The organism is Sneathiella limimaris (assembly GCF_012932565.1).
Classification (GTDB): Bacteria; Pseudomonadota; Alphaproteobacteria; order Sneathiellales; family Sneathiellaceae; genus Sneathiella; species Sneathiella limimaris.
The window spans coordinates 1079534-1105308 of the sequence record NZ_JABBYJ010000001.1 but is presented as its reverse complement, the minus strand read 5'-3'; the positions used below and the strand labels follow the sequence as shown (position 1 = coordinate 1105308).

Here is a 25775-nt window from a genome sequence, read left to right as displayed (position 1 = left end):
GCATGTCTTGGTCCTTTCGCATCGCGCTAATCATATTGACCTTCTTCAGCCTTCCGGCCAAAGCCAGCAATACGCTCGTGACGGACATATCCTCACATCTGATCTCGGTCACATCTGACTTTACTGGTACGGACCTGCTTCTGTTTGGGTCAATTCAGTCCTCAAGCGAATATGACCTTTCTGAACCCGGCGATATTATTGTTGTTGTCAGAGGTCCCCATCGCGAGGTTATGGTTCGCAAAAAAGAACGAATTCTGGGTATTTGGGCAAACACCCAGTCAGTGTCCCTTTCCCATGTTCCTGGCTTTTATGTGATTGCCAGTAACAAGCCGATCGAAGAAATCACGGATCCGGCTACGCTGGGCAGGCTTCGAATTGGTAAAGATAAGCTTGGTATTATCGAAAAGACAGCCGGCAAAGACACTGCAGACTATGAAGCGGCAGTCGTTCGTCAAAACTCCCAGAACGATCTTTATTCCTATGACGATGCGGCCGTCATTTTTCTAGGAAGTTCTCTTTTTCGAACTTCCGTGCATTTCCCTGCCAACGTCCCGGTTGGCAATTATATTGCTGAAATTTATCTCTTTCTCGATGGGGAACTGATCAGCGCACAGACATCGCCACTTTTCATCAAAAAATTTGGCGTGGGCAGGCGTATTTTTGAATTCGCCAACAGGTTTCCCTACATACATGGTATCGTCGCCATCCTGATTGCCCTGGCTGCTGGTTGGATCGCATCTGTTCTCTTCCGAAAAGATTAGGTTTCTAATTTCATTTTTGTTTGCTTTCAAATAAACTGAACTCTGTCGCTCAGATACAAAACCAGTTGGTCAAACCAACCAAAAACAACAATAAGGATCATTCATGAGTGTATCGATTAAGGCCTTAGTGGCTCACATAAAGGATGGGTTGAAACTTGCTGTTCCTGCAGATTATGCCGGTATCGCAATGGAAACGACCCGGGAAATCATTCGGCAAGGCCGACGCAATCTTCATATTGTCGGCGTTCCTACATCAGGCTTTCAGTCCGAGCTTCTGATCGGAGCTGGGTGTGTGGCGACTTATGAGAGCTCTGCCCTAACGATGGGCGAACATAATCCGCCCCCTCAGTTCACTCGCGCCGTTAAGTCTGGCAGCGTCGGACTGGTTGATGCAACATGCCCCGCTGTTCACGCCGCTTTGCAAGCCTCCCAAAAGGGAATCCCGTTTATGCCTCTTAGAGGGATTATTGGCAGTGATATCGTCAATCATCATCCGGATTGGAAAGTCATTCAAAATCCGCTGACCAATGAAGAGGATCCGGTCATCCTCATTCCAGCAATTCAGCCTGATTTTTCCATCTTTCATGCACCTATGGCTGATAAAAACGGAAATATCTGGGTTGGACGACGCAGGGAACTTGTCAATATGGCACAGGCTTCTAAAGGGGCCTTGATAACAGTAGAAAAGCAATTTGATGGCGATTTACTAGAAGATGAAACTTATGCTGCAGGCACATTGCCGGCACTATATGTAACGGACTTTTGCGTTTTACCGGGCGGAAGCTGGCCGCTCGGATTTTGGCAAGGCAACGGCGAGGACAGTGCCCATTTAAAGCAGTACTGCCAAATGGCACAAACCGAACAGGGCTTTAACGACTACCTCAATGAATATGTCCTGAAGGAAGCTTCTCATGTCTGATGCAGATATCAAAAAAGAACTGATCTGCTTTGTTGCCAATCTGCTTCGGGATTGCAATCACGTTGCTGTTGGCGCGTCCTCCCCTATCCCGGGCGCCGCAGCATTGCTGGCAAAGGAAGCCTGGCAAAACCCCCGCTTCATCAATATTCTTGGATCAGTGAAGAACAACTTCTTTACAAACGGGGCGCAGGAGTTATTTGACTGCGCCGCACAAGGCCGCATAGATGCTTTCTTCTTAAGTGGTGGCCAAATCGATGGTCAGGCCAACATTAACCTGATGGGTATTGGTGACTACCCAAAGAATAGCCCTAGATGGTCTGGCACCTTCGGGTCGGCATACCTTTATTTCTTAATTCCAAAAGTTATCCTGTTTCGGGAAGAGCACACCCGGCGCGTCCTGGTAGACAAGGTAGACTTTATCAGCGCGCCTGGAACAAGTGAGGAGAATATCTATAGGCATGGTGGACCTTACGGACTACTTACCAATAAGTGCTTCTTCCGTTTTGATAAGGCGAAGCGTCGCTTCAGGCTAGACAGTATCCACAAGCAAAGCTCACTGGAAGATGTCTTGGACAATACCGGCTTTGAGTTTGATTATGTCGAAAATACACCAATTACGCCGTCAGCAGATCCTGAGCTTATGTCTTTGCTGGAGACAAAAATCAGTCACAAAGTGCGGGAGGTATATCCCCAGTTTGCCGATCGCGTTTTTGCAGAAACAGCCGAAATCAGTTAAACAATCCACAAACAAAAATTGAGTTAAGGACTTAGTTATGACAAGTACTGGCGCATTGAGCGGCCTGAAGGTAATCGACCTTTCAAGAGTTTTAGGTGGGCCTTTTTGTACCCAGATTCTAGCTGACCACGGCGCGGAAGTCATCAAGATTGACCCCCCCCAAGGCGATGAAACACGCACTTGGGGTCCTCCTTTCAACGCTGATGGACTGTCTGCTTATTTCTCCGGCGCCAACCGGAACAAGCGATCCATTGCACTTGATATTCGAAAAGAAGAAGGGAAAGAAATTCTTCTGAAACTTTTAGAAGATGCCGACATTCTTGTCGAAAACTTCAAAACCGGCTCTATGGAGAAATGGGGCCTTGGCTACGACGAGGTTTTAGCCAAAAAATATCCAACACTTATTCATTGCCGTGTCACAGGCTTTGGCGCAGATGGACCCTTTGGTGGTTTCCCTGGTTATGATGCCGTGCTGCAAGCCTGGGCAGGCCTGATCAGTGTGAATGGATCCCCTGAATCTGGGCCAGTCCGTGTAGGCATTCCTTTGATCGATCTAGGTACCGGAATGAATGCTGTGATTGGCATTTTGATGGCTGTCAACGAACGGCACAAATCTGGTAAGGGACAATCAGTTGAAGTCTCCCTCTACGATACGGGAATACAGCTGCAGCATCCTCATGCGCCAAATAATTTGATGAGTGGAAAAGAACCTGTTCTTACAGGTAACTCACACCCGAACATCGCACCATATGATCTATATGCAACGGCCAATACCCCTATTTTCCTTGGCATCGGGAATAATGGACAGTTTCGAAAACTGTGCACCGCATTAGGTTGCCCTGAACTACCAGAAGATCCACGGTTTGTTGATAATTCAACCCGACTGAAGCATCGTGATGAACTAAATGCCATTTTAGAGGAATACCTCAAAGACAAGGACGGCGTCGAGTTTGCGACAAAGCTTTTAGAAGCAGGCGTTCCAGCAGGTGCCGCAATGAGCCTTTCAGAGGCCCTAAACCATCCTCACACAAAGCACCGCCAAATGGTTATCGAAAAAGACGGTTACGCAGGAACAGGTGTAGCGGTCAAGATGAGCCGAACACCTGGGGGACTACATTCGGTTCCACCAGCCTTTGGAGCAGATGGGGAAGAAATTCTCTCAGAAATCGGATACAGCAAAGAAGAGATAGAAGGTCTCAAGTCTGCTGAAATCCTTTGGGAAAAACCGAAGATGTAAAATCTATCATCTTGACGATAGGTCGATGGCGCATAAGAATGGTTATAAGTAAATATAAGTGAGCTGGAACCGTGCAAACGGTTATAAAAAACTGGGAAACTAATCATGGTAAAATTATTTCACTTTTTGGAAGGTTTAATACAATTTTTTTAAAATTGTATTTGCCTTCCCGTTGTTTAGAGATAACTTATATATCTGCAATACTAATAAAGTACGATGTGCCTGCAGTCTTTGAGTTCAAAGGAGGCAACACGAAATGCGGACTAACGAAGATATTGTTTTTGAGTTCCTTAATAACCTTAAAAACCACGAACCGGAGAGATTTATAAGTCAACTAGCCAACGATGCTGAAATTCATGTGTGTTTAGGCAATCAAATTCATTCCGACAGTTACGCAGCAACTTTTATCGGAAAGAAAGGCGCTCATAATCTTTTCAACATTTGTCGTCAGTTTTTGAAGATTAAGGAATTTAAGCCAACTGACTTTCACCATGAAGACCATAAGATGATCGTTCGGGGTGACTTGGAATGTGTACTCACTCCTAACAACGAACCCTGGAGTTCAAGCTGGATGCAGATCTGGACTTTCAGAAATGACCTAATTTCCAAACTTCGGATTTTTGCGGATTTTCACACCACTGCAAATCGAACCTTACCGGGACTTGAAAAAGTCATTCAGGAACGAAGTCAGGAAAATTACGGTAATAGCCACTAACCTTTTATGGTTTCGGTATTCTTCTGTTTGAACTGAGTGATAATTACTCCTAATAAGGAGTATGGGAAACACTCACTATTCTTCAGTGGCTCAAAAAAACACTGCTCCGATCTATTTCATTTTAGGGATGCTCCTTGTCCCTGTAATGGATGGAACAGCCAAGTACCTCGTGGCCGAGTACCCGTTGGCCCAGGTCGTGTGGAGCCGGTATTTTTTTCACTTGTTGACCTTGCTTCCGCTATTTTTCATCTTCAGGGTCAAAATTCGCCTCATACCGGAACGGCTTAATTGGCAGACGGCTCGCGCCTTGTTTCTGTTGGGCGACACTGCGCTGTTTTTTGGAGCTCTGGCATTCATTCCCCTGACGAACGGCAAGGCCGTTTTCTTTGTCTCTCCCCTTATCATGACAGCACTGGCCCCTTTTCTGTTAGGGGAGAAGGTGGGTTGGCATCGGTGGGGTGCTGTCCTTGTTGGCTTCGCAGGCACCCTTTTTATCTTGAGACCAGAAGCAGACGGTGAATTCCTTGGATACTTGTTGGCTTTTGGCTCTGCCGCTTTTTATGCTATTTACCTAATTTTGACCCGGAAACTGACAACGTCAGGCAGTCCATTAAACACACTGCTCTATACGGCTATTTTCGGAACAGTACTGATGGCTTTTTTCCTGCCGTTCCATTGGACAACGCCGGATTTTCATGGATTCAGTTTAATGGTTCTAACCGGGTTGCTGGGCACCCTCAGTCACTTCTTCATTATTAAAGCCTTTGAAACAGGAGATGCCTCCAGCATGGCTCCCTTCTCTTATGCAGAGATTATTAGTGCTACGCTTTTCGGATTAATCGTTTTTGGACATATTCCGGGCCCTCTGACCTGGATTGGTATCTCCATTGTTGTCGCCAGCGGCCTCTATGTTTTTAAACGGGAACGGGTCGTTCTTAAAAAAATTTAGAGTCACAAAAATCCTCTAATGAAAATTTCGACCCTTTGGCATAACAGAGGTACTTCGCGGATGTTGCCAGAGGTTTGGTTTGGCAATCTGCCGTGTGACAGAAGCCTTTAAGGTTGGCGCACCCTCCATCAGGGATGCCAGTTGCTGGCTTAAATCCTCCACCTCTCTGGCAATCAAATGAATAACATTCTGCTCAATTTGTAACTGTCCTCGGACACGGACAAGCCGTCCCCCAAGAACAGCTTGACGATATTTCTCGAACACCTGGGGCCAGACAATTACATTGACCGTATCCGTTTCATCCTCAAGGGTCATAAAAATGATCCCAGCGGCAGTTCCCGGCCGCTGCCGAGATAAAATCAAACCCGCCACTTCAACATAACTACCGGATTTCAACGTCTTGAGAACTTCAGCTGTAACAATCTTCCGTCCAGGTAATCTACCTCGCAGAAGAGCTACCGGATGCGCCTTTAAAGACAATCGGAGACTTGCATAATCCTCAATCACCTGCTGACCGATTGGCATGGAGGGCAACTTTACTTCTGCTTCCCGCTGCAAAGCTTCATGACCTTCAGAGGCTACCGCAAAAAGAGGGAGCTCCTCCAACGCCCCGCGCCGTCCTCCCTGCCCTGACAGCCCTCGCACAGCCCAAAGAGCGGACCGGCGATCCATGCCGATAGAGCGAAAAGCATCTGCATTCGCCAGCATCTCCAAGGATTTCATATCAAGTTCTGCACGAAAATAAAGATCCCTAACACTGTCATACCCATTCCTTCGCCGCGCCACCAACCGCCGGGCCGCTGCCTCACTCAACCCCTTCACCTGCCGAAGTCCAACCCGCAAGGCCCAATACTGCTTTGATCGGCTTGCCCCTTCCAACGTGTAATCCCATTCGCTTCTATTAATATCCGCAGCAAGAACCTGCCCACCATGTTCCCGAAAATCACGAACCAAGCTGGAAGCAGAATAAAATCCCATAGGTTGCGAGTTTAAAATGGCTGCGCTGAACACATCAGGGTAATGGCACTTCAACCAGGATGAGGCGTAAGCCAACAACGCAAAACTGGCCGAATGGCTTTCTGGAAACCCATAATCGCTAAAGCCTTCAATTTGGCGAAAACATTGCTCAGCAAACTCTGGCTCATACCCACGGGCTTTCATCCCCTCAATAAAACGGATCTTGAAATTCCCGATATCGCCGGTTCGCTTGAAGGTTGCCATCGCCCGGCGCAATTGATCCGCCTCTTCCGCTGTAAACCCTGCTGCCACCATAGCAATCTGCATGGCCTGCTCTTGGAAAAGAGGAACCCCTTTGGTTTTCTCCAATACTGATTTCAACTCTTCGGATGGATAGGAAACGGGCTCCAGTCCTTGTCGTCGACGCAAATATGGATGCACCATATCACCCTGAATAGGGCCTGGACGAACGATGGCAACTTCGATCACCAGATCATAAAAATTTGCAGGCTTCAAACGCGGTAGCATAGACATCTGGGCCCGACTCTCAATTTGGAAAACGCCAACCGTATCAGCCCTTTGAATCATTTCGTAGGTCGATTTATCATCCCGTGGGATTGCCGCAAGATCCATCATCACACCATAATGTTGACCCAGCAAATCAAAGGCTTTGCGGATGCAAGTCAGCATACCAAGTGATAAGACATCGATTTTCAAAATTCCAAGAGCATCGAGATCATCCTTATCCCACTCCACAATGGTCCGATCCTCCATCGCAGCATTGGAAATAGGCGATATTTCAATCAGTGGATCCCGTGTAATGACAAAGCCACCCACATGTTGCGACAAATGTCGGGGAAATCCGATCAACTCTTTCGCCAATTTCAGGACATAACGGATATTTCGATCCGTTGGGCCAATACCAAGGGATGCAGCCTGCTCCCATGTCAGGCCCGTCGAACTATGCCCCCAAACACTGCTGGAGAGGGCACCGATAACATCCTCGGAAAGGCCCATGACCTTTCCCACCTCCCGAATGGCACTTTTGGTCCGGTAAGTGACAACTGTCGCTGCAATACCAGCCCGATGCCGACCGTATTTGTTATATATATACTGAATCACCTCTTCACGGCGCTCATGCTCAAAATCCACATCAATATCCGGCGGCTCACCTCGCTCAGCCGAAATAAACCGCTCAAACAAAAGATTGATCTCGGAAGGGTTCACTGCTGTGATCCCAAGGCAATAACAAACGGCTGAATTTGCAGCTGAACCCCGGCCCTGGCACAAAATGGGCGGTTCAAGAGAGCGGGCAAAACGGACAATGTCATAAACAGTCAGAAAATAAGGAGCATAAGACAGCTTTCCAATTAACGACAATTCGTGCTGCAAAGTTGTCGTCACTTTTTCTGGCACCCCTTCAGGGTACCGTTTTTGCGCCCCGATCCAGGTTAATCGTTCCAACTCTGCCTGTGGAGTAGGGCTATCACCGCTTGGCTCATCTGGATATTGATAGGCAATTTCATCAAGAGAAAATTGACATCGCTCAACGATTTCAAGGCTCCGCCGGACCGATGGTTCGTAGCCGGAAAACAGGCGATATATCTCTTTTGGACCTTTTAGATATCGCTCCGCATTAGCTTCTAGTAAAAACCCGGCATCATGAATTTTAACGTGCTCTCGAATACAGGTCAGCACATCCTGAAGCGGACGACGGCTGGGAATGTGATAAAGCACATCATTACAGGTAACAGTCGGCAAACCACAGTGCTTTGCAAGCACCGACAATTCTGCCAACTGACGAGCATCTTCTATTCCCAATAGATTTTTGAGAGCAACATAGCTGGTTTTGGGAAATGCACTTGCAAGCTTTTGAACCCAGATTTCAAAATCATCCAGTTGCTTATCAGGCGGCATCGCGATGAAAATCTGTCCATCCCCAAACGTCACCACATCCTCAAACGACAGATGACATTCCCCTTTTTCTGCTCGGCGATTCCCCAGACTAAGAAGTTGCGTGAGCCGACCATAAGCGGCTTTATCTGTTGGAAAACATAGGATTTCAAATCCATCTCTCAAAACCAGCCGGGTCCCGATAACAAGCCGGATCCCACTGGCTTTTGCAGCCTTATGGGCTCGCACAACGCCCGCCAAGGTATTTCGATCAGCAATCCCGACAGCCCGAAGCCCCAGAGCTGCAGCAGTCACAACCAGTTCATCCGGATGGGATGCTCCTCGTAAAAAACTGAAGTTACTACTCACAGCCAGCTCAGCATAAGACTGCTCCACGCCTTGGGGCATCATGAAAAAAGTCCTTGCAAAAACCAGCGGGGGCGATCCCCTTTTCGATCATAAAGTCCATCCCGATAGAGCCAGTAGCGATGACCTTCCTGATCCTCAACTCGGTAATAGTCGCGTGTCTGCCGTGAACTAACTTCCAGCACTTGCCACCATTCAGGAGACAATCGCTCAGGCCCCTCCGCCCGGGTAATATGGTGCAGCTGACGGCGCCATTCGAACCGCAACGGCGGACCATCAGGCACTTCCGCCAAAACGGTCACAGGCTCCGGAGGTCGAAACAATAAAAGCGGCCGCGCCAATGACGTTTGCCCATAAACCGGCCATGAGGCTGGCTTTTGCGACTGGTTCACGGCAACCGCCTCAAAACTATTTTCAGGAATATAACTTTCCCGGGGCTTCAATCGGGTCACCCTGTCAAAGCCAAACCGATTTCCAAACCGGTCAAACAGTCGATCCATTTCACGGGACTGTTCATGACTTCCCTCACTCACCCCCCAAGACGCCTGCTCATCCACCATCGGCTCGACCCCAAAGGCTGCCAGAGAGACAAAATCAAATCCGAACCCCAGATCGACATCTGTCTGTAATCGGGTAAGGGTCTCGGTGAATAAAAGCTGCATATAAGCGGCGTCATCACAAAGTCGCCGACTTCCTGCGCCCAGCCGATCTACATGCCCATCAATCCGAAACAGCCGTAGCTCAAAATATCGCGCGCCCTTATTTTCGGCTTTTAAAACACCCTGCAAATCTGCGGATAACCTTTCCAGGCAAACCTGCACCCCGTCCAGATGGACAACAGGCTCCATCAACGACTGCTCCACCTGATAGACAGGTGGCGGCACTAATGGGTCGAAAACGTCAGCCTCTTCCCCCAACACCTGCTGCAACCGCGACACAAGCGCGCCTCCAAAACGGGTCGTGAGAGAGGCTGCCGGAATTTCGGTCAACTGACTTATTTTCCGAAGGCCCAACTGTTCCAACCGTTCAACATCATCGACCGGCAAATTCAACGCAGCGACAGATAAATCATTCAAGGCATGTCGAAGCTGTCCAGCCGGGATAACATGAGAGGCTTTCTCCCCAAACCTGGCAACAGCCCATGCCCCACCTGCTGTATCTGCAATCGCTCCCCGCACTGTCAGGCCAAAGCCACGCAACCGATCCAGTATCTCAGTCAGCATAGATTTTTCTCCACCAAAGAGGTGGGCGCATCCCGTAATGTCAATTGCCAGTCCATCTGGTGTCTGGCAACGAACCATAGGGCTATATCGTAATAACCAGAGTGTCAGGCGCTCCAATGCTGCTGCATCCAGCTCCGGGGTTGCTTCTTCAGTAATTAACTTTGGACAAAGTGCCCGTGCATCTGCAAGAGATTGTGCAGATGTCACACCTTGTTGTTCTGCCGCCAAATTAGTAGCCACAATACGAGTGCCTCGCACCCCGTGGGTGACCAGTGCAAAAGCTTCTTCTTTTCTAACCAGTTCGCCTATGCGGTCGCCGCCCATAGAAGCGTTTTTGAAACGGGGAGATTCTTGTTTTAGGCCTTGTTGTTGGCGATATCGATGTTCGATCGACCAACGGGGAAGCCAGACGGAAAGAATGCGTCTCATACTGCCACTCCAGTTGCCATATATGGGGGCGACCACTTTTGCAGCGAACCAGTTCCACCTGCCAACGTGGACATCCAACCCCCGGTAATCGTGTGTTTTGGAAAAATTCAGGGCTGCTAGGCCGGGCACTGATCCGCCACCGGGTCTGAGCGGCTGTCGATGATTGAGCTTCACTCTCCTGCCCCGAACTGTAATTACGAACCAGTAAAAGCGTGCTGCCTCTACGGGATGCCCGAAGGGCTAACCGACGGCTGGCCGTAAAGTCATACAATCGTTCAGGTCCCACATACGCGCCTATCACGAGTGGACAGGCACCAGACGCCAGCCCTTCCTCTAAAACCCATAAAAACTCCTGCTCCGCCGTCACGGATACCTGCAGCAAATCATTGGGATTAAACCCTAAGGAGGTCAGGCCATGCGGATAGGGTTGGTTCGGGAAATCGGCTCTTTTGCCGAAACTGCACCACAGAACAGGCCCTGTCCGCTCTTTCTGAAAGGCCTTCAGCAGACAAAGTGTGAAACCAAGTGTTGCTGGAAAATCTGAATAACGGGCAGGAACAAATTCATGAATGACGCCAGTCTGCAGCCCCTCTTCAGGCAGATGCTTGTCAAACTCCGACAGATTGGTTCGTACAACCCGATCCGAGGCTCGCCGATCCGGCTGCCAATCTTTTTGCTGCAGGGATTTCAGCGCCGTATGAGAAGCCAATTCCTGCATCTGTTTCTTGAGATGTGTAAGTGCCTGTTGTTTAAAGCCCGACATTTGCTTGAGAATCCTGTTCACCATTTTAAAGGGAACGTCTGATTATACGGAACAAAACAAGAACATTCAATTATTTTTCGTCAATTTGGGTTTTATGGAGCTGACATTTCACTAAAGAAATATTCTGCAATCTGATAAAAAGACGGAGATGTTGATATCCTCAGCGCAACGAACAAAGGCCCTAAATGACCGCAAAAAAATCTGTAAAAGGACAAAAGATCAAGCTGATTGTCCGTCAGGCAAATCATTCTGACATCGCCGGAATTGTCGCACTCAGCACCAAAGTCTACGGACCCGAGCTGAGCCTTACCGACAAAACGATTGCGGGACAAATCTCCAATTTCCCAGAAGGCCAGTTTGTTGCTGAATATAATGGCCGTGTGGTTGGACATTGTGCGACCTTTATCATTTCTGGCGCTATTGCCCTTAAACAGCACAACTGGGATCAGATCACCGGGTACGGCTATGCATCCCGTCATGATTTGGATGGCGATTACCTCTATGGGATGGAAGTTTGTGTGGATCCAGGGTACCGCCGGTTGCGGATCGGACAACGCCTCTATAATGCTCGCAAAAAACTCTGCACCGATTATCACCTGAAAGGGATTGTATTTGGTGGACGCATGCCAGGATATGGACGCCGGGCCAAATCATTTCCAGACCCCACAGACTATCTGGATCAGGTTCTGGAAGGCCAAATCAAAGATACCGTTATCAATTTCCATATCCGCAATGGATTTGAAGCAATTGGTGTTCTGAAAAACTACCTGCCAACGGATAAGTCCTCTCGTGGGCATGCATCTCACATGATTTGGCATAACCCAGCCATTGAGGAGGGTGACAACCGAACACCAGAGCAACGAGGCCGGACGCAGAACTCAGTTCGCATCGCAACCGTTCAGTATCAGGTTCGCAAAGTTAATTCCTTCGAAGATTTCGCGAAACAGGTCGAATATTTTGTGGATGTCGCCGCAGATTATACGGCCGATTTTGTCCTCTTTCCGGAGCTACTGACCATTCCTCTTGTCTCTATGGAACCGGACAGATTATCCCCCCAGCAATCCATTGAGCTGATCACGAATTACACAGACCAATACGTCAAGTTCATGCAGAACCTGGCCGTCTCCTATAACATCAATATCATTGGCGGCTCACACCCGACCCGGATTGATGAAGACACGATTGAGAACCATGCCTACATCTTCCTAAGAGATGGACAGTTTCACACGCAGCCAAAGCTACACCCCACTCCCAACGAAAGTTATTGGTGGAATATCAAGGGCGGGGATAGCCTGAAGGCCATTCAAACGGACTGCGGGCCGATCGGTGTTCTGGTTTGCTATGACACAGAATTCCCTGAACCGGTTAGACACCTCACCGATCAGGGCGCCAAAATCCTCTTTGTTCCTTTCTGCACGGACGAACGGCAAGGCTATCTCAGAGTTAAATACTGCTGTCAGGCCCGGGCCGTCGAAAACCAGATCTATGTTGCGACGGCCGGCATTGTCGGTAACCTACCGGATGTGGAAAATATGGATGTGCATTATGCGGAAAGCGGGATCTACACACCTTGTGACTTCCCCTTTGCCCGGGACGGTATCGCTGCCATGACCGACGTCAACACAGAAAGCATCGTCTTCGCCGATTTACGTCTTGATCAGCTCACCATCAGCCGGAACTCCGGCACGGTTCGCAATCTGAAAGACCGGCGGTTTGATCTATATCGTGTAGACTGGAAGAAACGCTGAATATTGGGAGATTTGTAAAATGGCGCACCGGGGAAGATTCGAACTCCCGACCCCTAGATTCGTAGTCTAGTGCTCTATCCAGCTGAGCTACCGGTGCATCCTTGACCCGTCAAATTTTCAGGGTCTTTCGCAGGTCGGGCGGAGATCACTGCCCGCTGCGGATCGGGAACCTAATCAAATCAGATCAACATTGCAAGCGCTGAATCTAAAAAAACGCAAAAAACACACAATAATTCCTTTCTTGTCCATTCACACTTGAATGGGTAGTATTTGCCTTTGTTTTACGGTATTTATGTCGAACTTGTTCGAATAGGGGGTCTCGTAAACTCAATAAAACCGTTTACGATTACAAATATAGAGTGTTTCACGATATGGTATTTCGCATTTCCCGACCGATTGCGCTGACTGCAGCTTTATTTGTTGCAGGCTGTTCTTTCATTGACGAATCCCTGATGCCAGCATTGACTGGTGATGACGCAGAAGCAACAGGGGCTCCTGTTCCAATTGCAGCCTCAGAAGCGGAAAAAAATCCCGACCCGACCTTGAGCCCGGCTGGCGCAGGCGCGGCGACACTTCCAGCGAACGCACCCCCCGTTCTTGGATCCACCAACTTTGTGACGCCTGGCGTAACAGCTGCGCCAAACACAGGGACATTTGTTGGTCAGAAAGTTGCGGTCCTTCGTTCGGAGCTCGGAGCACTTCAGGAGCGCTTGAAATTGCGGAACCAGCAGCTTCAGCAAATTCGCAATACAACAACTTCGAATTCTCAGGCCTATCACGGTACGATTGCTGCCGTAAATGCACGTCTCCAGGTTGGCACAACACCTGGCAACCCAATCCTGATCAATCAATGGAACCAGGCCCAGTTGCAACTTGAGCGAATCGGTGCAGATATTTCCTCCATGAACAGCCTAGCTAACGCTGTTGCCAGCGACTCCAGCATGTCTGCTTATTTGCTAGAATCTACACGGGCAGCATATGGGCTTTCCGGTGCGATCGAAGAAGATCACCGTCAGCTCGCTATTCTGGAAGACGAAACAAACCGGACTGTCGTCCTGGTGGATCGCCTTTTGAACGAGCTTTCCGAAGACATTAGCAGACAGACAGCCTATGTCGGCAATGAACGGGCAAATCTGACGACGTTGTCTCATTCCATTAAGAACGGTGAGCTCCTTGGTGCCAGCCTTGCCAATCGGGCCTATCTCTCAACAGGTCCAGTTGCAAGTTCTTCACCGGTTGCCTCCACAAGCACACAGAACTTCAATGCTGGCAATCGCCAGCCGCTCGTTGTGATCCGTTTTGATCGGGAAAATGTTCCTTATGAGCAGGCTCTCTACACAGCTGTCAACCGGACGCTCCAAAGCCGTCCTCAGTCTGTATTTGATGTTGTTGCAGTTGCCCCAATGACAGGCGGCGCGGCTGATGTAGCCCTAAACCAGACAAAAGCCACCCGGAATGCCCGGAAGGTTCTTCGGTCCCTAACAGATATGGGCCTGCCTGCCTCCCGCGTTAATCTGACAACCGCCTCCAGCGGTCAGGCTGTTACAAGCGAAGTTCATATCTACGTTCGCTAAGACCACAACTTACGAAAAAGAAAAGCGGCTCCTGAGCCGCTTTTTTTATGCCTGAAGAACAAAACCATCTCTCCCTGCTAAGAGCTTATATCACTCGCCAAGGCGGGCTTGCTCGGCCAGCCCTAGACCACACGCCCTCTAATTTATCGATTAGTTTAGAGACAATAGAGACCGCACACAGATCACTCTCTTCATCCAATAAAAAAGCCCGCTGTTCCCAGCGGGCTTTCATTGACTTCCAAACCTAAGGTCTAGTCTTCCCAGCTCATCCGGGCAACATCAGTTGCGAAGAGATGTGCATCTTTCCAGACACCTTTCAGGCCTTTGCGCATAACCTGCACATTTGCCAGCTGGAACATAAAGCCATTTACAGCGTCCTCAGCAAGCATCACCTGAGCCTCTTTCAACTTGGCGCTTCGTTCAGCATCATTGAGGGCAGTCTCAGCCTCATTAATAACTTTATTAAAGGCTGGGTTTTTGTAGTTGAAATAGTAGTTTTCGCGCGCATAGATATTGATATCCATGGGCTCAACATGACTAACGATGGACAGGTCGTAGTTTTTCTTCTTATAAACTTCGTCCAGCCATTTTGGCCAATCCACATTTTCAATCTTGATCTTGAAACCAACTTTTTCAAGCTGAGCGGCTACGATCTGACCGCCTTTACGGGCATAATCATCAACTGGTGGCAATTTCAAGGACAGCTCAAGTCCATTTGGATAACCAGCCTCTGCCAACAAAGCCTTTGATTTTTCAGGATCATATGGATAGGTACCAGTCAGATCGACATAGTCCGGATGATGCGGCGCAAAATGTGATCCAATAGGTGTGCCATAGCCAAACATTGCACCATCGATAATTTCCTGACGGTTAATGGCATGTGCAATCGCCTGACGAACCTTCAGCTTAGATAAAGCAGGGTTGGCATTGTTGGTGCTGAGGATGGTCTCACCGTTTGTGGTTCCCTCCATCACAACGAACTGATCACCCAGCTTAAACTGCTGAATAGTCTCGTTTGGTACTGCTGTAAAATCAACATCACCCGTCATCAGGCTAGCCATCCGGGCAGCTGGATCATTGATAAAGCGGAAGGTCGCTTTTTCGAGTTTCAGACTTCCTTTATCCCGATAGGTATCTGCCATCACGAGACGAACCTGATCACCTTTGATCCAGCGGTCCAGCTTATAGGGGCCTGTACCAACTGGCGCTGTTGCATTAGTCGCGTCAGAAGCCGGGTCAACAATCACAGCCGTTGACTCGCCCAATTGAGCAATAAAATCAGCCCGGGGCTCTTTTAGTGTCAGAACAACTGTAGCCACATCTGGTGTCTCAATAGAGGCAATATTGGTGAAGCGACCTTTACGTTTGTTCTGGCTGTTTTCTGCAGCGTTTTGCTCAAATGTATATTTGACATCGCTGGAATCGAAATCTGCTCCGTCGTGGAATTTCACACCTTCTTCAAGCTTGAAGGTATAAACCAGACCATCTGGGCTCACTGTCCAGCTTTTCGCCAGCAGCGGCTGCACCTTACCCTCAGAGTCAATCCGGGTCAGGCCTTCGTATATATTGTAAAGGGTAATACGAGAAATAGCGGCTGCAGCCCCTGTTCTCGGATCAAGCCCTGGCGGTTCCAGACGCATCGCATAGGTTACCGATGTTTTTGCAGCTTCTGCCACCACCGGAGCCAAAACGGCCGATGCCAGAGCAACTGCTACCAGTAATTTCTTCATCCCAGTCTCCTGTCTATGTTTTCTTAAATTTTGCGTGATAGCCGGGCAAATTCCCCAAACTTTCTGCATTATATACGGCGCGGGCCACTGCCCTTGCGACGCAATCCGCTGCGATAGCCCCGATCCGGGCCAAAGCGAGTGGTTCGGGTATATCCAGGGATTTTCTTTCCGTGGATAGTGTAAAGATAGTATCCCCATCCATCGGGGTATGTACAGGCCGTATTGCACGGGCATAACCATCCTGTGCCATGATTGCGACCCGCTGGGCCTGCGCTTTGTTTAAGGTGACATTGGTTGCGACAACGCCAATCGTGGTATTCTCCATCAATCGGCCACTGCTAATCGCCTCAAGCGAAATATCTTCAGCAAGATCCGGCGCTCCCAATCCGCCAAACTCTCCGTTCTGCTCAAGCGGCCACGCCCAAAAATTTGGTGTTCCAGGTATAAGCACACTCCCAACTGGATTAACTGCAATGACCGCGCCTACCTGAACACCATCATCCGAGACAGCCGAAGCACTACCAAGTCCCCCTTTTATTGTCCCTGCAGCGGCCCCATAGCCTGCACCGATATTCCCAAGCTCAAAAGTATCACTGATATTTTCAACGGCCTGACGTCCAAGATCTCTATAGGGTGGTATATCACCCCAGTCTTTATTTCCGTCATTCGCAAGATCAAAAAGCACTGCTGACGGAACAATCGGAATAGTTAGGTTTTTCAGCTGATATCCGCGTTTCATATGATGAAGGGCCGAGGTTGCACCTGCTGCAGACTCAAGCCCAAATACAGACCCACCACTCAGGACAATTCCGTCCACGCGATCGACAAGGCAATCGGGCCGTAAAACTTCTGTTTCCCGTGTGCCCGGTCCACCGCCACGTACATCAACGCCACCCACGGCCGATCTTTCCGGAATAACGGCGGTCACGCCAGTGAACACCTCGGCATCATGTGCATTTCCAACTTGAATGCCTTCAACGTCTGTAATCAGGTTCTTATTGCCTGGCTTTATCATGACCGTTTTTCAACGCCCCCTAAAATTATTCAGCGAAGGTAGACTTAATCCATAAATTAGGTCAACCTGCTGCTTAAGAGTGTATCAGTATATTTGTTTGAACGAAAACAAAAATCTCCTAACCTTCAAGGTCTAAACTCATGAAGAACCAACGCTCGGCATTCTGTAGAATTCATTCTATCTGCTCCAAAATCCTGCTCGGCCTTACCGTCTCACTCCTAACTTTCACGGCTTCTGCTGAAGGCAAATATATGGTTTCTGCAGCGAATCCGCATGCAGCGAAAGCAGGCCAGGAGATTTTAGCAAAAGGCGGCAGTGCCGTGGATGCTGCAATCGCAATCCAAATGGTTTTGACACTTGTCGAGCCGCAATCCTCTGGGATCGGCGGGGGCGCCTTTATGCTCTTTTATGACAAAGGTTCCAAATCAATTACCACATTTGATGGGCGTGAAAAGGCACCAGCTGCGGTTACACCTGATTATTTTCTGAAAGAAGATGGCACCAAATTAAAGTTTTACGAGGCTGTTGTCGGCGGAAAGGCGGTTGGGGTTCCTGGCGTTTTGGCCATGCTTGAAAAGGCGCACCAAAAATATGGGAAGCTACCCTGGAAAGACCTTTTCTCAGCAGCTATTACGCTCTCCGAAGAAGGTTTTGAGATCTCTCCGCGTCTCCATTATCTGCTGGATCGAGACAAGTTTTTAAAAACCAAAGCCATTGCTGCAGACTATTTTTACAATACGGATGGCTCTGCCAAGCCGGTTGGAACCGTTTTGACAAATCCTGAACTGGCAGCCACTCTTACCTTGATCGCAGAGAAGGGCAGCCAGGGTTTTTATAAAGGAGCAATTGCCGAAGATATTGTCAAAGCCGTTGCGAATGATGCTAAAAACCCCGGCCTTTTAAACCTCCAGGATCTGGCAACCTATGAAAGCAAAGAGCGGACACCTGTTTGCATCCTGTACCGCACCAATAAGGTCTGCGGCATGGGTCCGCCGACCTCAGGTGGCCTGACAAGTTTGCAAATTCTGAAACTTCTGGAACGCTATCCTCTTGGCTCTCTAAAGCCTCTCTCGACCAAGTCTATCCACCTGATTGCTGAGGCCAGTGCTCTCGCCTTTGCGGATCGGGGACTATTTATGGCCGATGAAGATTTCGTCTCTTTTCCGAAGGAGGGACTGCTTTCAGCTGCATATACGGCGCGGCGCTCCAGTCTTATTCAAGATGGCCAGACGAACATACCTTACTCGGCTGGCGATCCGGATAAAGCCGGGTATGACCTGTCTCCTGATCAGGCTATTGAACTACCATCAACCAGTCACTTTAGTGTCGTGGATCAGGAGGGGAACGCTGTTTCCATGACAACTTCCGTTGAAAACGTCTTTGGCTCCCGACTGATGGTCCGCGGATTTATCTTGAACAATCAACTGACTGATTTTTCCTTCCTACCTGAAAAAGCCGGCCAATTGATCAATAACCGGATCGAGCCCGGGAAGCGCCCTCGCAGCTCTATGTCACCAACGATTGTTCTGGATGAACAGGATCAGCTCCGTCTTGTTATTGGTTCTCCCGGCGGCAGCAGAATTATCGGGTATGTCACTAAAACCCTTATTGCAAACCTTGATTGGGGTCTTTCCATTCAGGAGGCTATCAACCTGCCCCATTTCATCAATCGGAACGGAACCTTGGATCTCGAGGAAGACACTCAACTCGGAACCTTGCAGGAGGCGCTGGAAAAATTGGGGCATAAAGTAAAACTTCGATCTCTCAACAGCGGCTTACATGGCATTGAAGTTGTTCAAGGAGAACTAAGGGGTGGTGCGGATCCAAGACGAGAAGGTGTGGTCCTGGGAAATTAGGCTCCCGGGACAGTGAAAGAGTGACCAACCTGGATCCCGAGACGCTCACTAGCCGACCCCTGATTAACGGCAATTTCCAAGAGACCGTTTGAATTCATATAGCAAAGCGGCTCACCCTCCGGCACATCAGAAAATGTCGAGCAAAAAGGTATTTTCTGATCGCCAAAATTCACAAATCCATTTGGGGGTCGCATATCCATTCCCGTCATGCAGTTCCCATAAACGTCGACATAGACGATTTCTGCCGGCTGATCCGACCATTGAAACCGTATAAGCGTTTCAGGTGAAAGCTTCCGCATTTTGTCCAAATCCAGCTGGTTTGACGCAACTTCAGCAGCGACTGGTGCAAAAAGATCCCGACCATGAAAACTGCTCGACAGCCGTTCGGGCTTCCAGACAATTTCATATGCAGTGAAGTTGGCATCCTGTCGGTATAAATATTCAAAGAGACCATTATCTGGCCCAATGAACCATTTGTCCTGACAATGGATAGCCAGCGGCTTTCGGCTGCTTCCGACACCTGGATCAATAACTGTTAGAAAGACACTCCCCGCAGGAAAAGCCTGATGATACTTAGATAGTAATCGACCGCTATGTCTTGGGGAGAATGCCGGGGCATCCGCAAAAAGAGAAATGACATCGCCCCCATATCCAGCCTGCCGGATAGCCGCAATCATTTGACCCGTGTACGGGCCAGCCAATCCAAAATCCGTAAAAAGGAGGATCATGGGGAAACTTTCGCCTTAGTCAGCGACCTGCGCGACAATAAACAGTCTTGAGAACGGATATAGAGTAGATCCATCTTCCCGCAGTGGATAGTCTTGCAGGAGCAGGCTCGCGTATTCATCTTCAAACTCTTGCACGTCTTTGTCATCCAACGCCTGAAGAAATGGCATCAAGGCTGTGCTTCGAGTCCATTCAAGAACTGCATTCTTTCCATTGAGGACCTGGTAATAGGTTGTTTCCCATATATTCAAGCGTTCTGTGATTGGAGATAAAAGATCGTAATAGAACTCACAATTGTGAACGGGAGCCGGGCGCACAAGATGCCCCAACTTATCAATCCACTTATCCGATTGGGCGAGATCATAGAGGTTCTGATGAGAGGGAGCCGTGAAGTTATTTGGCATCTGAACCGCAAGGATACCCCCCTCACGCAACTGTTTGATCAAGTTCCCGAAAAGCGTTTCGTGATCATCCAGCCAGTGTAGGGCCGCATTACTGAAAATCAGGCTGGCCTTACTCGCCGGATTAAAATCCTCAATAGAACCATGCACCCACTCCAACGCAGGATGCTCCTTCTTGGCAACTTCCAGCATTTCCTCTGAACTATCAAGCCCGACAACAATAGCCGAATTCCAGCGCTGAGATAAAAGCGCTGTCACATTGCCGGTCCCGCACCCCAGATCGTAAATAGCCATTGGCAGCGTTAAATCTACCTGTGCCAGCAGATCCAATGCAGGCCGTAAACGATGATCCGTATAAAGGTGATAGTGATCGGGATTCCAAGTCATGGGTATCTTACCTCTGTAGAGAATAAGGTAAGTTCACTCTAACGAAATTGAAATGCTATTCCTACCCACAAATCAAGCAAAGCAGGAGACCGTCAGTTCGTCTTAGTCAAGCTCAGCTGTATCGAGCTTTTTGGAAGTTGTCATCCATGAGAAAAAGGGACTGTCGTCTTTCTTCTGACTGACCGTTTCAACCTTGGCACCGGTTGACCCCAGTTCACTCACACTTCGAACGCGCGGTGAAGGTGTAGAATAGGGAGATTTCTCAGAGTAACAATCAACACCACCAAGTGTCCGATAACAGTAAACCTGTTCTTGTTTGATCTCGTTTCTCTTCGGTTTGCAGTAATCTTCGCCCAGCATGATGTTTACGCTGGTACATTCCTTGTCAGTCATCTGGGACATTTTCTCATCAAGCACAGCGACGGCTGCACTTGTACACCCTGTTGTCGACAACAGGACTGAAAAAAGAAATCCACAAACGATTACACGAAGCATTCTGCCACCCTCCAGGTCTATGACCCAAATCTACTGATTTGCCACATTATCCCGAAGTGGTTGCCAAACTCTTAATCAATAAGGTTAATAATGAAGACTGTCCCAGTTGGCCCTGTTTGTTTAACAGCGATAGTACCGCCATGCGCTTCAATCAATTCTTTTGAGATAGAGAGGCCTAGCCCCGTGCCACCGCTCTTAACAGATCCTGTGAAAGGCTCAAACAAATGTTGGCGGGCTCTTTCTGGGATCCCAGGCCCAGTATCTGCGACGCGAACAGCCACTTTACCTTCTTGTTTTTCAACGGAAATTTCCAGCTTACCAGAATGCCCCATCGCTTCGATGGAATTCCGGCCAAGGTTTAACAGAACCCGAAAAATCTGTTCCCGGTCAGCGTAGAGATCAAACCCCTCTGGCACCTTGTTTTGCCAATCGATTCCAGACTGCTCGTCTGCTAGCAGCGTTGCGCGAACTTCTTCTACCAATTGGTGAAAATCAAAACTTTCCCGTTGCGGAGCCCTTTCCGCAGCCTTTCCAAATCTTAACGTTTGCGTACAGAGCTCAATGGCGCGGTCTATGCTTCCCACCAAACGAGGAATTGTTTTTTGCACCATCGGATCATCAACAGCAGATAAGCTGTCTGTCACAATGTGCGAGGTTGAAAGGATATTTCGAAGATCATGACTGATTTTGGTCACAGCTGTTCCGAGTGCGGCCAAATGCTCTTTCTGTTTCAAGGCGTTTCGAACAGTGGATTGCATGATTTCCAACTCTTTTTCCGCAACACCGATTTCGTCAACCCGACCAGAAGGGACAATCCCAACCGTCGTGTCCTCAGGGGATCGGCGAAAGGCAATCATGCTGGCGACAAGTCGACCCATGGGACGGACCATCAGCCCATGCAGACTGATAAAGACAAGAACCGCCGTCAGCACTGAAATAACCAATGATAATTGAAAGATATTCCATGAATAATCGAGCATGGCTTCGATAATCGGTGCCTCATCCAGAACCATTTCCAACGAAGAAGTCGGTGCATCCTTGATGGGGGCTGTCACCCGAATTATCCGCCCCTCCCCCATCATCAAAGCTTCCATCGCGTCCTTAATAAGGATCATGGGGGATGTGTTTGCCAGATCAAATGTTCGATCGACTTCCGGGGGCATTTCTTCCGACAACATCAGCATCGAGGAATTTGCACTTCGAAACACGATGGAGCGAACGCCCACTCGAAAGAGAAGCTCCTGCTTCAATTCCTTCGACACCATCAGGTCAGGAGAGGCCAGAAGGGCAAGGGAAGCCAGATGCGCAAACTCGGCCTTTTTAACCAGATAGTTTTCCCTAAAAAAGGCGACTGACGGTACAAAAATCAGCACCTCAGCGAGCATGACAAATAAAATTGTCAATAGCAGCAATCGGGCAGAAAGGCTCTTAAAGCTTCTGGTCAAGGCGCGGATGAGTGTCATAATCAACCAAAGTAAACAATTACGGTTCCGAAACCAACAAATGTCTTTACTGCTGGTTTCAAAACTCTAAATCATCCAAACCTGCTCAAAAAACGAACAATCTTGCGTGTTTTCTCACTAAAGAGTTGCGGCGTATAGAAACTACCTGCCGCTCTTTTATTTATTTCCGACAAAGTCGGATAGGGGGAGATATAGCTTGCCATTGCTGAGATCTTCAGCTTACCCGTAATGGCAAGAGCCCATGGCTGAATGAGTTCACCAGCCTGAGCCCCAACAATTGCAGCACCGAGAATTTTTCCCTTATGATCCGTGATGGCCTTAACCTTACCAACGGTCAGTCGCTCCGCACGGGCGCGATCATTTTCCGCATAGTCAAATTCCAAAACCCGAACGCGATCTCCAAACTTTTCTTTGGCGGCTTTTTCCGATAGACCGACATTCGCAAGTTCCGGGTCAGTATAAGTCACCCAGGGTAACGCATCATAATTCACCTTGGCTGGTAGTCGAAACAAGGCATTCCGAATGACAATTCCAGCATGGTATCCGGCCACATGGGTAAATTGATAGCCACCGGTTACATCCCCAATGGCAAAAACACGCCGATTACTGGTTTTCAACTGCCGATCAACCTCAATCCCTCTCGCAGAGTGCTTAATATTTGCCGCTTCAAGACCTAGGCGATCTATATTCGGCTTTCGCCCCGCCGCTACCAATAAGTGGGAAGATTTCAGGGTTTCACTTGTTCCGCCTTCTTCCAGATCAATCTCATAACTGCCATCTTGAACTTGCTTTACTGATGCGATCTTGACCTGCTCCCGAATATCAACGCCACTGGCGATCACAGCTTCTTTCACAACAGTGGTTAATTCCGGATCATCTTTCGCAAGAACAGAAAATGCCTCAAGAAGTGTAACCTTGCAGCCAAGGCGAGCATGGGCTTGGGCCATTTCCATACCAATTGGCCCGCCGCCAATGACAATCAGATGCTCTGGCTTGATACGGTTTGCAAACAAGGTTTCATTCGTCAGGTAATTAACCTGATCAAGTCCTGGAACAGGAGGGGCCGTGGGTGAGGAGCCGGTCGCAATGACAAAACGGCGAGCTTCAACCACCGTCTCCCCGACTTTTAATTGTGAAGGGCTAACAAATTCTCCATAACCCTGGAGAACCTTTACACCGAGCCCCTCAAACCGCTCCACAGAGTCATGCGGTTCAATTCCGGCAATCACATCTGCCACATGATCCATAACTGCGGCATAATCGACGACGGGATCAGGCCCACTGACCCCAAATGCGTCAGCCGTTTTTAACGACACCGCTTTCTTAGCAGCTGCAATGAGTGCTTTGGAGGGAACACAGCCATAATTCAAGCAATCACCGCCCATTTTGCCACCTTCGACAAGAACGGTATCCGCCCCCATCTGAACAGCACCTGCAGCGACACTTAATCCACCGGAGCCGCCACCAATGACGCAAATGTTTGTTTTGATAATGTCCATGTAGAAACCCTTAATCGCCTGTCCAAGGCCTACTTCTTCTTGAACCGCTTAATAATAATCGGCAACAAGGAAATCACACTGAGAGCAATCAGAGACAAAATAATCTCTGGCGTAACTAGAGAACTGACCTCAAATTCATAGGCACATCCGGTCTGGCCCGATTGGACACATGCCTGATAACTCTCCTGCTGCTCTAGAATAATACTGTCTAGACCAGTGCCCAAAAAAGCAAATACGAATGTGCCCGGAATGATTCCAACAAAGGTCCCGACAACATAAGTCCCAAGGGAAACCCCCAGAAACGCTGGGGCAATATTGATGAGCCAAAATGGAAATGCCGGCACCAGCCGCAGAAACAGCAGATAGTTCAAGGCATTTTCCTGAAATCCTGCCTCAAGCTTACCGAGCCAGGGGCCTGCCTTCGATCGCAAGGTTGTACCCAGTGATGTCCTCGCGATAATGAACAATATTGTGGCGCCAATGGTTGCCGCAACCACGGTCACGAACCCAGCGACAACCCATCCAAACAAAAAACCACCACTAATTGTCAGCAGAAGCCCACCTGGAAGTGAGGCAGCAACAGCAACAACATAAAAGGCAAAATAAAGAAAGATGGCCAAAGTATAGTGGTCTGAAACCATCTGCAGCAGCATGTCGCGATTTTCACTGATAAAGGTGAAGGAGAGGTAGCGATCAAGCCCAAAAATAAAGAATGAGGCGAACAATCCAACAATGACTGCAAGTGGCAGGTATTTTCTGATCGTGCTGTCCATACCTTCCGAACGACTATCTGTCATCTCTCTCATTCCGAATCACCTTCATCATTACACAAAACCTAACCGAATTCCTGAGCAAAAGGCAGAATATTTAGCGACCCTGGCTCAATTCAGTGGTAGTCGGGAGGTGCGAGCGACTTAATCCCCCATACTCACGATCTTAAACAGAACTTATTCACCTGTTTGAAAAGCGGAAGCCCTGCTCAACTAAATGTGAGAGAAGTTGAAATCCCGCGTGAAAGTGGCCTGAACGCAAAAAGGTCAGAAAACTGTCCTTTCGCGCATTGACTTCCCTTCCAACACCCCTTATACAGCGGGGCTTAATTTTCTCATCGTGCATCAGCGCGCTGAAGACCTATGGAGAAGTCCTGTGAAACGTACATATCAACCAAGTAAACTCGTGCGCGCTCGTCGTCATGGTTTCCGTGCACGCCGCGCTACAGTTGGCGGTCGCCGTGTTCTGTCAAACCGTCGGACTAAAGGCCGTAAGAGCCTTTCAGCCTAAATTATGCCGAAAGGCGTCGAACGACTGAAAAAGCGCGCAGATTTCTTACGCGTTGCATCAGTTCGTTGCAGATGGGCGACACCTGGAATAGTCCTGCAGGCTGCCCCTCAAGTCGAGGGATCAGATGCGGGACTTTTGCGTGTGGGGTTCACGGCTACCAAAAAGACGGGAAATGCCGTTAAGCGTAATCGAATCAAACGCCGCTTGCGCGCACTTGCTGACGATTTGTTGCCTAAATATGGCCGGCCTGGAACTGATTATGTCCTGATCGGCCGGCAAGGGACTGTCACACGGGATTTCCAAGACCTGCAAGCAGACCTTGTTTTCGCCTTGAAAAAGGTCAACAGCATGAAATCTAGGGACAGAAATGCGTAATTTTTTGACATTTCTGTTTAAGGTACCAATAAAGGTTTACCAATACGCCATATCCCCTTATCTTCCTGCGAATTGTCGTTATCAGCCGACCTGTTCTGCATATGCGATTGAAGCATTGAATGTGCATGGTCCCTTCCTTGGAAGCTGGTATGCAATCCGGCGTCTTGCCAGATGCCATCCGTGGGGCGGTTCAGGATATGATCCTGTTCCTGAAAAAGGAAAAACTGAGCACCGGTGTTGTGGAAACCCACGACAGACCGGTCATATAGAGTAGCAT

23 protein-coding genes and 1 tRNA gene are annotated in these 25775 nt (G+C 48.8%); 12 read left to right on the top strand and 12 right to left on the bottom strand.

The window, feature by feature from the left end; all coding sequences use genetic code 11:
* The first annotated feature begins 2 nt into the window (after positions 1-2).
* The 6 genes from HH301_RS05335 to HH301_RS05310 all read left to right on the top strand — a co-directional run bounded on the left by HH301_RS05335 (position 3) and on the right by HH301_RS05310 (position 5317).
* Positions 3-761: a TIGR02186 family protein gene (locus HH301_RS05335; protein ID WP_169567348.1), complete on the top strand. Its 759-nt coding sequence runs from the start codon at positions 3-5 to the stop codon at positions 759-761.
* Positions 762-864: 103 nt separating this feature from the next.
* A complete protein-coding gene (locus tag HH301_RS05330) occupies positions 865-1680 on the top strand; it encodes a CoA transferase subunit A (protein WP_169567346.1) in 816 nt (271 codons plus the stop codon).
* Positions 1673-2416, top strand: a complete 744-nt coding sequence (locus HH301_RS05325; RefSeq protein WP_169567344.1) for a CoA-transferase — start codon at positions 1673-1675, stop codon at positions 2414-2416. The genes HH301_RS05330 and HH301_RS05325 overlap by 8 nt, the downstream gene beginning before the upstream one ends.
* A gap of 37 nt (positions 2417-2453) precedes the next feature.
* On the top strand, positions 2454-3653 hold the full coding sequence (locus HH301_RS05320; RefSeq protein WP_169567342.1) for a CaiB/BaiF CoA transferase family protein: 1200 nt from the start codon (positions 2454-2456) through the stop codon (positions 3651-3653).
* Between the two features lie 256 nt (positions 3654-3909).
* The gene (locus HH301_RS05315) at positions 3910-4368 is read left to right on the top strand and encodes a nuclear transport factor 2 family protein (protein ID WP_169567340.1); all 459 of its coding nucleotides are present in this window, start codon (positions 3910-3912) and stop codon (positions 4366-4368) included.
* 61 nt (positions 4369-4429) lie between these two features.
* Positions 4430-5317, top strand: coding sequence for a DMT family transporter (locus HH301_RS05310; RefSeq protein ID WP_169567338.1), 888 nt, complete (start codon positions 4430-4432; stop codon positions 5315-5317).
* 15 nt (positions 5318-5332) lie between these two features.
* Here HH301_RS05310 and HH301_RS05305 read toward each other — a convergent pair whose 3' ends face one another.
* Genes HH301_RS05305 through HH301_RS17620 form a run of 3 tightly spaced genes read right to left on the bottom strand, consistent with a single transcriptional unit; the run spans position 5333 to position 10948 of the window.
* Positions 5333-8578, bottom strand: coding sequence for an error-prone DNA polymerase (locus HH301_RS05305; protein WP_206378180.1), 3246 nt, complete (start codon positions 8576-8578; stop codon positions 5333-5335).
* The gene (locus tag HH301_RS05300; RefSeq protein ID WP_420821177.1) at positions 8575-10146 is read right to left on the bottom strand and encodes a Y-family DNA polymerase; all 1572 of its coding nucleotides are present in this window, start codon (positions 10144-10146) and stop codon (positions 8575-8577) included. Before HH301_RS05300 ends, HH301_RS05305 begins: the two co-directional genes overlap by 4 nt.
* Positions 10049-10948, bottom strand: a complete 900-nt coding sequence (locus HH301_RS17620) for an ImuA family protein (RefSeq protein WP_240969437.1) — start codon at positions 10946-10948, stop codon at positions 10049-10051. The genes HH301_RS05300 and HH301_RS17620 overlap by 98 nt, the downstream gene beginning before the upstream one ends.
* A 185-nt stretch (positions 10949-11133) precedes the next feature.
* Between HH301_RS17620 and HH301_RS05295 the strand changes: the two genes are divergently transcribed.
* Positions 11134-12696, top strand: coding sequence for a bifunctional GNAT family N-acetyltransferase/carbon-nitrogen hydrolase family protein (locus tag HH301_RS05295; protein ID WP_169567335.1), 1563 nt, complete (start codon positions 11134-11136; stop codon positions 12694-12696).
* Positions 12697-12716: 20 nt separating this feature from the next.
* Here HH301_RS05295 and HH301_RS05290 read toward each other — a convergent pair.
* Positions 12717-12793 (bottom strand) — tRNA-Arg (locus tag HH301_RS05290).
* 274 nt (positions 12794-13067) lie between these two features.
* Between HH301_RS05290 and HH301_RS05285 the strand changes: the two genes are divergently transcribed.
* Positions 13068-14270, top strand: coding sequence for a hypothetical protein (locus tag HH301_RS05285; protein WP_169567333.1), 1203 nt, complete (start codon positions 13068-13070; stop codon positions 14268-14270).
* Between the two features lie 251 nt (positions 14271-14521).
* Here the strand turns inward: HH301_RS05285 and HH301_RS05280 are convergent, their stop codons facing one another.
* Together HH301_RS05280 and HH301_RS05275 are read right to left on the bottom strand one after the other, a co-directional pair.
* Positions 14522-16000 (bottom strand): ABC transporter substrate-binding protein, encoded by a 1479-nt coding sequence (locus HH301_RS05280; protein WP_169567331.1) that lies wholly within the window; start codon positions 15998-16000, stop codon positions 14522-14524.
* A 13-nt stretch (positions 16001-16013) separates the two neighbouring features.
* A complete protein-coding gene (locus HH301_RS05275; RefSeq protein ID WP_169567329.1) occupies positions 16014-17015 on the bottom strand; it encodes a P1 family peptidase in 1002 nt (333 codons plus the stop codon).
* A gap of 140 nt (positions 17016-17155) precedes the next feature.
* Between HH301_RS05275 and ggt the strand changes: the two genes are divergently transcribed.
* Complete coding sequence (gene ggt, locus HH301_RS05270) at positions 17156-18871, top strand: gamma-glutamyltransferase (protein ID WP_169567327.1); 1716 nt, start codon at positions 17156-17158, stop codon at positions 18869-18871.
* Here ggt and HH301_RS05265 read toward each other — a convergent pair.
* The 6 genes from HH301_RS05265 to HH301_RS05240 all read right to left on the bottom strand — a co-directional run bounded on the left by HH301_RS05265 (position 18868) and on the right by HH301_RS05240 (position 24648).
* Positions 18868-19599 carry an SAM hydrolase/SAM-dependent halogenase family protein gene (locus tag HH301_RS05265; RefSeq protein ID WP_169567325.1) on the bottom strand — a complete coding sequence of 244 codons (732 nt, stop codon included), beginning with the start codon at positions 19597-19599 and terminating at the stop codon, positions 18868-18870. The two genes, ggt and HH301_RS05265, sit on opposite strands and share 4 nt — an antisense overlap.
* 15 nt (positions 19600-19614) lie before the next feature.
* On the bottom strand, positions 19615-20385 hold the full coding sequence (locus tag HH301_RS05260; RefSeq protein ID WP_169567323.1) for a methyltransferase domain-containing protein: 771 nt from the start codon (positions 20383-20385) through the stop codon (positions 19615-19617).
* A gap of 102 nt (positions 20386-20487) precedes the next feature.
* Positions 20488-20880, bottom strand: a complete 393-nt coding sequence (locus HH301_RS05255) for a hypothetical protein (RefSeq protein ID WP_169567322.1) — start codon at positions 20878-20880, stop codon at positions 20488-20490.
* A gap of 71 nt (positions 20881-20951) precedes the next feature.
* On the bottom strand, positions 20952-22343 hold the full coding sequence (locus tag HH301_RS05250) for a sensor histidine kinase (protein ID WP_169567320.1): 1392 nt from the start codon (positions 22341-22343) through the stop codon (positions 20952-20954).
* Between the two features lie 71 nt (positions 22344-22414).
* A complete protein-coding gene (locus HH301_RS05245; protein WP_169567318.1) occupies positions 22415-23842 on the bottom strand; it encodes a dihydrolipoyl dehydrogenase family protein in 1428 nt (475 codons plus the stop codon).
* A 29-nt stretch (positions 23843-23871) separates the two neighbouring features.
* Positions 23872-24648: a TVP38/TMEM64 family protein gene (locus HH301_RS05240; protein ID WP_206378179.1), complete on the bottom strand. Its 777-nt coding sequence runs from the start codon at positions 24646-24648 to the stop codon at positions 23872-23874.
* A gap of 340 nt (positions 24649-24988) precedes the next feature.
* Between HH301_RS05240 and rpmH the strand changes: the two genes are divergently transcribed.
* From rpmH to yidD, 3 genes are read left to right on the top strand one after another with little or no spacing between them, the layout of a single operon-like run.
* A complete protein-coding gene (gene rpmH, locus HH301_RS05235) occupies positions 24989-25123 on the top strand; it encodes a 50S ribosomal protein L34 (RefSeq protein WP_169543294.1) in 135 nt (44 codons plus the stop codon).
* A 3-nt stretch (positions 25124-25126) separates the two neighbouring features.
* Positions 25127-25498: a ribonuclease P protein component gene (gene rnpA / locus HH301_RS05230; RefSeq protein WP_169567316.1), complete on the top strand. Its 372-nt coding sequence runs from the start codon at positions 25127-25129 to the stop codon at positions 25496-25498.
* Positions 25491-25772: a membrane protein insertion efficiency factor YidD gene (gene yidD / locus HH301_RS05225; protein WP_169567314.1), complete on the top strand. Its 282-nt coding sequence runs from the start codon at positions 25491-25493 to the stop codon at positions 25770-25772. The genes rnpA and yidD overlap by 8 nt, the downstream gene beginning before the upstream one ends.
* Positions 25773-25775 lie beyond the last annotated feature (3 nt).

What these genes read in the sequence shown, in the direction of transcription:
- HH301_RS05335 (WP_169567348.1), top strand. Translation starts at nt 3, where the DNA reads ATGTCTTGGTCCTTTCGCATCGCGCTAATCATATTGACCTTCTTCAGC.
- HH301_RS05330 (WP_169567346.1), top strand. Translation starts at nt 865, where the DNA reads ATGAGTGTATCGATTAAGGCCTTAGTGGCTCACATAAAGGATGGGTTG.
- HH301_RS05325 (WP_169567344.1), top strand. Translation starts at nt 1,673, where the DNA reads ATGTCTGATGCAGATATCAAAAAAGAACTGATCTGCTTTGTTGCCAAT.
- HH301_RS05320 (WP_169567342.1), top strand. Translation starts at nt 2,454, where the DNA reads ATGACAAGTACTGGCGCATTGAGCGGCCTGAAGGTAATCGACCTTTCA.
- HH301_RS05315 (WP_169567340.1), top strand. Translation starts at nt 3,910, where the DNA reads ATGCGGACTAACGAAGATATTGTTTTTGAGTTCCTTAATAACCTTAAA.
- HH301_RS05310 (WP_169567338.1), top strand. Translation starts at nt 4,430, where the DNA reads ATGGGAAACACTCACTATTCTTCAGTGGCTCAAAAAAACACTGCTCCG.
- HH301_RS05305 (WP_206378180.1), bottom strand. Translation starts at nt 8,578, where the DNA reads ATGATGCCCCAAGGCGTGGAGCAGTCTTATGCTGAGCTGGCTGTGAGT.
- HH301_RS17620 (WP_240969437.1), bottom strand. Translation starts at nt 10,948, where the DNA reads ATGTCGGGCTTTAAACAACAGGCACTTACACATCTCAAGAAACAGATG.
- HH301_RS05295 (WP_169567335.1), top strand. Translation starts at nt 11,134, where the DNA reads ATGACCGCAAAAAAATCTGTAAAAGGACAAAAGATCAAGCTGATTGTC.
- HH301_RS05285 (WP_169567333.1), top strand. Translation starts at nt 13,068, where the DNA reads ATGGTATTTCGCATTTCCCGACCGATTGCGCTGACTGCAGCTTTATTT.
- HH301_RS05280 (WP_169567331.1), bottom strand. Translation starts at nt 16,000, where the DNA reads ATGAAGAAATTACTGGTAGCAGTTGCTCTGGCATCGGCCGTTTTGGCT.
- HH301_RS05275 (WP_169567329.1), bottom strand. Translation starts at nt 17,015, where the DNA reads ATGATAAAGCCAGGCAATAAGAACCTGATTACAGACGTTGAAGGCATT.
- ggt (WP_169567327.1), top strand. Translation starts at nt 17,156, where the DNA reads ATGAAGAACCAACGCTCGGCATTCTGTAGAATTCATTCTATCTGCTCC.
- HH301_RS05265 (WP_169567325.1), bottom strand. Translation starts at nt 19,599, where the DNA reads ATGATCCTCCTTTTTACGGATTTTGGATTGGCTGGCCCGTACACGGGT.
- HH301_RS05260 (WP_169567323.1), bottom strand. Translation starts at nt 20,385, where the DNA reads ATGACTTGGAATCCCGATCACTATCACCTTTATACGGATCATCGTTTA.
- HH301_RS05255 (WP_169567322.1), bottom strand. Translation starts at nt 20,880, where the DNA reads ATGCTTCGTGTAATCGTTTGTGGATTTCTTTTTTCAGTCCTGTTGTCG.
- HH301_RS05250 (WP_169567320.1), bottom strand. Translation starts at nt 22,343, where the DNA reads ATGACACTCATCCGCGCCTTGACCAGAAGCTTTAAGAGCCTTTCTGCC.
- HH301_RS05245 (WP_169567318.1), bottom strand. Translation starts at nt 23,842, where the DNA reads ATGGACATTATCAAAACAAACATTTGCGTCATTGGTGGCGGCTCCGGT.
- HH301_RS05240 (WP_206378179.1), bottom strand. Translation starts at nt 24,648, where the DNA reads ATGAGAGAGATGACAGATAGTCGTTCGGAAGGTATGGACAGCACGATC.
- rnpA (WP_169567316.1), top strand. Translation starts at nt 25,127, where the DNA reads ATGCCGAAAGGCGTCGAACGACTGAAAAAGCGCGCAGATTTCTTACGC.
- yidD (WP_169567314.1), top strand. Translation starts at nt 25,491, where the DNA reads ATGCGTAATTTTTTGACATTTCTGTTTAAGGTACCAATAAAGGTTTAC.